Source organism: Myxococcota bacterium (genome assembly GCA_035498015.1).
Lineage (GTDB): Bacteria > Myxococcota_A > UBA9160 > SZUA-336 > SZUA-336 > VGRW01.
The window spans coordinates 1-4,149 of the sequence record DATKAO010000185.1 but is presented as its reverse complement, the minus strand read 5'-3'; the positions used below and the strand labels follow the sequence as shown (position 1 = coordinate 4,149).

The window sequence follows — 4,149 nt, the reverse complement described above, 5'->3', positions numbered from 1 at the left end:
ATCCCGGCCGCCGCCGCCGCGCCGAACACGCCCAGCGTCGCAGTCGCGTGCCAGCCCTTCTCGTAGTGACCGCGCCCGAGCGCCTGGCCGAGCCGCGCCTCGACCTCGAAGCCCGCCACGTAGGCGCGCAGGAAGTCGGCGCCGGACGCGCCGGTCTTCTCCGCCGCCGCGAACACCGCCGGCAAGAGCGGCACGGTCGGGTGGCCGTTCAGCGCCCAGCTCACATCGTCGAAGTCGAGCGCGTGCGCGGCCGTGCCGTTCACGAGCGCCGCGAGCTCGGCCGGGACGCGCTCGCCGGTGCCCCAGAGCGTGGCCACGCCGGCGCCCTGCTGGGCGAGCGCGAACTCGCGCACGCGGCGCGTGGCCGGCTCGCGCCGGCCCGCGATCGCGCAGCCGAGTGAGTCGAGGATCGCGTCGCGCGCGGTCGCGCGCACGGGCGCCGGGACGTCCTCGAGCCGGAGCGCCAGAGCGAAATCGGCCAGCCGCGCGGTCTCGCTCAAGCGCCCCTCAAACCCCCGCGAAGCGCGCGATCTCTTTCGCGGTCGTCTCCGCCTGCTCGGCGAGCGGCAAGTGACCGCAGCGCTCCACCAGCACGACCTGCGAGTTCTTCACGTGCTTGGCGAAGATCTCCGCGTACGACGCCGCGATCAGCTTGTCCTGCGCGCCCCACAAGACGAGCGTAGGCACGCGGATGCGCCAGAGCCTGCGCTCGAGCCCGGTGTCGGGCACCGGGAACAGGAACTTCGCGGCCGTGCGGAAGCCCAGGAAGATCGCGATCAGAGCGTCGATCTGCGCCTGCGTGCGGTCGTCCTTGTCGCTCATGAGCGAAGTGAGTGCCGCCATGTTCCGGGCCGGCGCGCTGTTCAGGTCGTAGAACAGGAACGGCAGGAGCTCCCCGATCGTGAGTCCGAAGATGTCGACCACGGGTGACTCGTCGCGCCACACGCCGACCGGCGCCATGAGCACGAGCTTGCCCACCTCTTTGGGCCGCAGCGCCGCCATCTCGGCCGCGATCCAGCCGCCGAACGACTCACCGACCAGGAGCGGCTTGTCGAGGCCGAGCTTCTCCACGAGGTCGAAGCCCAGCTGCCACAGCTCGAGCGCGTCCTCGATCTTCTCCAGCCCCTCGGAGGGCGACTTGCCGAAGCCCGGCAGCGCGGGCGCATACACGTGGAAGTGTTTGGCCAGGAGCGCCAAACCCCCGTCCCAGCCGACGCCGCCGGCGCCGTGCAAGAAGAACAGGGGCGGCCCCGAGCCGGCCTCCTGCACCTCGAGCGTCGGGCGACCCGGGCCCAGCTCGACCATGCGCGACCTGGGCTCGGTCATCGCGCGGCTCCCGCCGGCATGCTGGCGCCGGCCTTGGCGCGCCGCGCCGCCGGCAGGGCCTTGGGCCACCAGCGGTCCTCGTAGTCGGAGTAGATGTGCTTCAGCTTGGGCAGGATCTGCTCGCCGGCCAGCCGGGTCGAGCGGTTCACGAGCTCGGCCGGCGCGGAGCCGATGTGACAGCCGAGCAGCACGTGACCCACGCGCAGCGTCTTCGCCAGCTCCTCGACCTGCTGTCTCACCGTCTCCGGCGAGCCCGCCAGGATGTAGCCCTCGTTCACGAGCTGCTTCCAGCTCTTGTCGATGCCCATGTTCTGCGTGGTGTTCCCGAACTGACTCACGATGCCGGCGCGCAGCGACGCCTCGGTGCGGTAGCCCGGCGCCTCGGACGTTCCCGGATAAAGGTGCAGACACTTGTTGAAGAAGTAGTCGACGTGCGGCCACCACTCCTTCTCGCACTGCGCGTCGGTCTCGCTGATGCAGACCTGCTGGAAGAACGCTGCCGAATGCGGGTTGTCGTCGGCGCCCAGCGCCGCGCGCCGCTCCCAGTAGCCGTTCATCATGTTGCGCGCGCGCTTGTAACCCGAGAACGAGAGATAGCTGTAGTTGTAGTCGTGCTGCGCGCAGAAATCCCAGGTCTCGATCGAGCCCAGGCCCGGGATCCACACCGGCGGGTTGGGCTGCTGCACGGGCCGCGGCCACAGGTTCACGTAACGCAGCTTGGTGTACTTGCCGCTGAACGCGAACGGCTCGCGCGTGCGCCAGGCCTTCATGATCAGGTCGTGGCCCTCGCGGTACTTGTCGCGCACGGTCGCCGGGTTCTGGCCCGAGCAGTAGTTGATGTCCATCGACGTGCCGACCGGGAAGCCCGCGATCAGCCGCCCGCCCGAGATCACGTCGAGCATCGCGAACTCCTCCGCGATGCGGGTGGGCGGGTTGTAACAGACGATCGAGTTGCCCAGCACGAGCAGCATGGCCTTCGAGGTGCGGCGCGCGAGGGTGGCCGCCATGATGTTCGGCGACGGCATCATCCCGTACGCGTTCTGGTGGTGCTCGTTCACGGCGATGGCGTCGAAGCCGCACTGCTCGGCGTACTCGAGCATGTCGAGATACTCGTTGTAGAGGTCGTGACCCTTCTCCGGATCGTAGATGCCGTTGGGCAGGTCGACCCAGACGCTGTGGTAGCGCTGGCGGAAGTCCGCCGGCAGCCAGCGGTACGGCATCAGGTGGAACCACGTGAACTTCATGGCGTCCCTCCCGTTCGGGTGCGCAGGTCGCGCTGCCCGTTAGTGGACCGCGTCCGGCGGCCCAAATCAAGTCAGCGGAGGGGCCGGCCGCGGCGGATGGTGTCTGCGATCTCGCTGGGGCTCTCCAGCAAGAATTCGACGCCGGCGGCGCGCAGCTCTTCGCGCCCGCGCAGGCCCCAGCCGCAGCCGATCGTGCGCGCGCCGGCGGCGCGGCCCGTCTCCACGTCGACCGCGCTGTCGCCGATCATCCAGATCTCGCAGGGCCGGCGCACGCCCAGCCGCTCGATGACTCCGGTGATCAGCGCCGGGTCCGGCTTGCGCACCGGCAGCGTGTCGCCGCCCAGCACCGCGCCGAACACGCCTTTGATGCCGAGCCCGTCGATGATCCGGTCGAGGAAGCGCGCCGGCTTGTTGGAGAGCACGGCCAGCCGGTCGTGCGAGAGCGACTCGAGACATTGCGAGATGCCGGGGTAGAGCTCGGTGGTGTCGAGACAGCAGCGGTCGTAGTGAGTGCGGAAGCGCTCGTAGTGACCCTCGAGTCTCTCCGGCGCACGCTCGTTCTCGGGCAGCGCGTTGGCCAGGAGCTTCAGCGCCCCGTCGCCGATCCAGGCCCGCACCTGCGGGCCCTCGACGGGCGGCAGACCGGTGTCGGCCAGCGTGCGGTTGAGCGCGGTCTGCAGATCGCGCCACGTGTCCGCGAGCGTTCCGTCGAAGTCGAACACGACGACGCGACTCGTCTCCGCAAGAGCCATGGCCTCCTAGACTAAATCGCTCGGGCTTTCTGCGCGAGAGCGCCGGTGGTACGTTCGAGCCCGTGATTTTCCCGCTGCGCCTCAAGCTGGCGCTCCTGTCCAGCCTGTTACTCGTCGGCGCGATCGGCACTGTGTCGCTGGTCGTGCTCGACCGCAGCGCCCGCGCGCTGGCCGACGAGGCGGGAAAGCGCGCCGTCGTGCTCGCCCAGCAGCTCGCGCGCAACGCCCGCGAGCCCATGCTGCTGCAGGACGACCTCATGCTGTCGCAGCTGCTCGAGAGCCTGGCGAAAGAGGCCGAGGTGAGCGCCGTGCGCCTGCTCGACAAGGACGGGCGGGTGGTGGCGTCCTCGCAGAAGGGCGATCCCGAGCGCATGCCGCGCATGGCGCTCGGCACCGACCTCGAGACCGAATCCAAGAACGGCGTGCTGGTGGTCGCCTCGCGCATGAGCTACCGCGACGTCGACATCGGCGAGGCGCAGGTCGTGCTCGACGTGGCGGCGGTGACTCGCAACGTGCGCCAGAGCGCGCGCCGCGACGTGCTCTACGCCTCGGGCGTGCTGCTCGCCGTGGGCCTTTTGATCGCCTTCGTGGTCTCGGGCATGGTCAGTCGTCCACTGCAGCGGCTGCGCCTGGCCGTGAACGCGCTGGCCGCAGGCGACCTGTCGGCGCGCGTCGAGCCCAGCTCACGCGACGAGATCGGCGTGCTGACCCGCGCCTTCAACGAGATGAGTCAGAGCCTGGGCGAGAAGCGCCGCATCGAGACGGCCTTCCGCCGCTACGTCTCGGACCACGTGCTCCAGGAGGTGATCGACTCACCCGAGGCGATC

Annotated in this window: 5 protein-coding genes; 1 reads left to right on the top strand and 4 read right to left on the bottom strand. The window is 69.8% G+C overall.

The window, feature by feature from the left end:
• The 4 genes from VMR86_16440 to VMR86_16425 all read right to left on the bottom strand — a co-directional run.
• A partial coding sequence (locus VMR86_16440; GenBank protein ID HTO08639.1) for an MmgE/PrpD family protein occupies positions 1-500 on the bottom strand: 500 nt, incomplete at its 3' end.
• A gap of 7 nt (positions 501-507) precedes the next feature.
• Positions 508-1,326, bottom strand: coding sequence for an alpha/beta hydrolase (locus VMR86_16435; protein ID HTO08638.1), 819 nt, complete (start codon positions 1,324-1,326; stop codon positions 508-510).
• Complete coding sequence (locus VMR86_16430; protein HTO08637.1) at positions 1,323-2,570, bottom strand: LLM class flavin-dependent oxidoreductase; 1,248 nt, start codon at positions 2,568-2,570, stop codon at positions 1,323-1,325. The genes VMR86_16435 and VMR86_16430 overlap by 4 nt, the downstream gene beginning before the upstream one ends.
• Before the next feature lie 71 nt (positions 2,571-2,641).
• Positions 2,642-3,322, bottom strand: coding sequence for an HAD-IA family hydrolase (locus VMR86_16425; protein ID HTO08636.1), 681 nt, complete (start codon positions 3,320-3,322; stop codon positions 2,642-2,644).
• A 62-nt stretch (positions 3,323-3,384) separates the two neighbouring features.
• On the opposite strand from VMR86_16425, the gene VMR86_16420 reads away from it, so the two are divergent.
• Positions 3,385-4,149 (top strand): HAMP domain-containing protein (locus tag VMR86_16420; protein HTO08635.1); only part of this gene is annotated, 765 nt, incomplete at its 3' end.